Annotated in this window: 4 protein-coding genes; 2 read left to right on the top strand and 2 right to left on the bottom strand. The window is 60.3% G+C overall.

Going from position 1 to position 1,906, the window contains the following annotated elements:
* On the bottom strand, nt 1-345 hold a 345-nt coding region (locus tag Q9R31_RS20060; protein WP_397428280.1), incomplete at its 3' end, for an NADPH-dependent F420 reductase.
* Nucleotides 346-519: 174 nt separating this feature from the next.
* On the opposite strand from Q9R31_RS20060, the gene Q9R31_RS20065 reads away from it, so the two are divergent.
* Nucleotides 520-768: a hypothetical protein gene (locus tag Q9R31_RS20065; protein ID WP_157238399.1), complete on the top strand. Its 249-nt coding sequence runs from the start codon at nt 520-522 to the stop codon at nt 766-768.
* A gap of 315 nt (nt 769-1,083) precedes the next feature.
* Here Q9R31_RS20065 and Q9R31_RS20070 read toward each other — a convergent pair whose 3' ends face one another.
* Nucleotides 1,084-1,401, bottom strand: a complete 318-nt coding sequence (locus Q9R31_RS20070) for a helix-turn-helix transcriptional regulator (protein WP_197432538.1) — start codon at nt 1,399-1,401, stop codon at nt 1,084-1,086.
* 160 nt (nt 1,402-1,561) lie between these two features.
* On the opposite strand from Q9R31_RS20070, the gene Q9R31_RS20075 reads away from it, so the two are divergent.
* Nucleotides 1,562-1,906 (top strand): NAD(P)-binding domain-containing protein (locus Q9R31_RS20075; RefSeq protein ID WP_311264464.1); only part of this gene is annotated, 345 nt, incomplete at its 3' end.

A 1,906-nucleotide genomic window follows, 5' to 3' on the forward strand; every position in this document is an offset into this window, starting at 1 on the left:
CTCCTGGCTCCATTCGCTCTCGACCTGTCCGTTGTCTACTGCCTCGACCGGGCCCATCATGTAGGGGTAATAGTTCGACGTGTCGACCACGATCGTGTCCCTAGACACACCGGCCAGGAGATCTGCGAGATCCCGCTGTACCGAGAACGGGACCGCCAGCACGATTACGTCGCGGTCCGTGACCGCGGCGTCCATCTCGGCAGCACGCGCGCCGGCGGCGAGGACTTCTTCAGCGACGACTTCCGGTCCGCGGGCGTCAGCGACGAGAACGTCGTGTCCTGCTTCGCTGAGACGACGTGCGAGGTTGCCGCCGATAGCTCCAGCGCCGATAACTGTGATCTTCATAGGTGTTTCCTTCGTTGGTTGGTCCCACACGACAGGTGCGGACCGGATGTACACTCATCCGCGTACAAGAAGCCTAGCAGATGTACGCCTAAATGTGTACATCTTTGGTCTGGGATGGATCGCCACCCGATGGATAGGGCAACCACGCCGGCCAGTCGCTTGGCGAATACCCTCATGACCCCGCCTGAGGAGGATCTCAACCTCTTTGCCGTGTCCGCGCTGAGCGACCCCACCCGGCGCGCGATCATCGAGTCCATCAACCAGGAGCCCGGCACCGGACGCAGCGGCTCCGACTTCGGCGTGCCCGGCATCGCCGGAGCAAGTCTGGGCAACACCAGACCTCCACAAAAACGAGGAGAAATACCAATGAAAGAAAGAAGCTACAACCCCCGGATATCGTCATCGTCGGCAGCGTCAACCTAGACATCGGGTGTATCCAAGAAGTCTCACTCGGCCACTGTGACTGACAAACTCCTCACGGTCACCAACCTGAGACAGTTTTTGCTGAGACGCAACTTCAAGACATCGCCACCCTCAGAATTCCGCGGACCGGAGCTCGCGAAGGTACCAGTAGCCGTCGAAAAGCTGTTGATTTCCAAGTCGCTCCAGAGCGGAAGCCAGGCGCCAGTCGCCATCCGCAGCCCCACTCGCTTGCCGTTAGGAATGCGGGCGCGCCATACAACCCCCACAGGAGGGGACACGTGCGCAACAGCGCATGGAGCCTTCCGGGTGCGATTCTTAGTGACTCGAAGGTGAATCGGTCTTGGAACTCGCGTCCGCGGCGATTACCAGGTCCAACAGACCAGGGAAGCGTCGGTCGAGCTCCTCTCTGCGGAGCCAGTTCCTGTGCCGATTGCCCTGGGCTTCTTGCTTGATGACGCCCGCCTCTCGAAGAACGCGCCAGTGCCGGGTCAGTGCCGATTTCGAAACGCCGAAGTCCGACCTGCTGCACGCCTCTCCAGGCGCTGCGGCAACCATTTCCACGATCGCGCGGCGGGTGGGGTCGACGAGCGCAGACATCACCGCGAACAGGTCCAGGTCTTGTTCGTCCGGCATGGTCAACGGGTTTGCTAAGCGACTTGCCACAGCATCATTCCTCCCTGTAACCGAAATCATGTACACGTCTCCGCGTACATCGTGTTACGCTTTTTTATGTACATGACTTAGTGTACATCCCATGGTGCTCTCCATGGGATCCTGCGACAAAGGAAACCAGATGAAGATTACTGTTATCGGCGCCGGAGCTATCGGCGGGAACCTTGCACGCCGATTGAGTGAGGCCGGCCACGATGTGAACGTGGCCGATGCTCGTGGACCCGAGGCTATTGCCACCGAGGCCGTCACCGCGGGCGCACATGCCGTAGAACTCGATAGTGCAGTGGAGGACCGTGACGTGGTCATCCTGTCGGTTCCGTTCTCCGTCCAGCCCAAGCTCACCGATCTGCTGACCAAGGCACCCGCGGACGCGATCATCGTTGACACATCGAACTACTACCCATCCATGGTCGGGCCGGTAGCAGCCGTCGACGCCGGTCAGGTCGAAAGCGCATGGAGCCAGGAA

Source organism: Pseudarthrobacter sp. BRE9 (assembly GCF_031844305.1).
Lineage (GTDB): Bacteria > Actinomycetota > Actinomycetes > Actinomycetales > Micrococcaceae > Arthrobacter.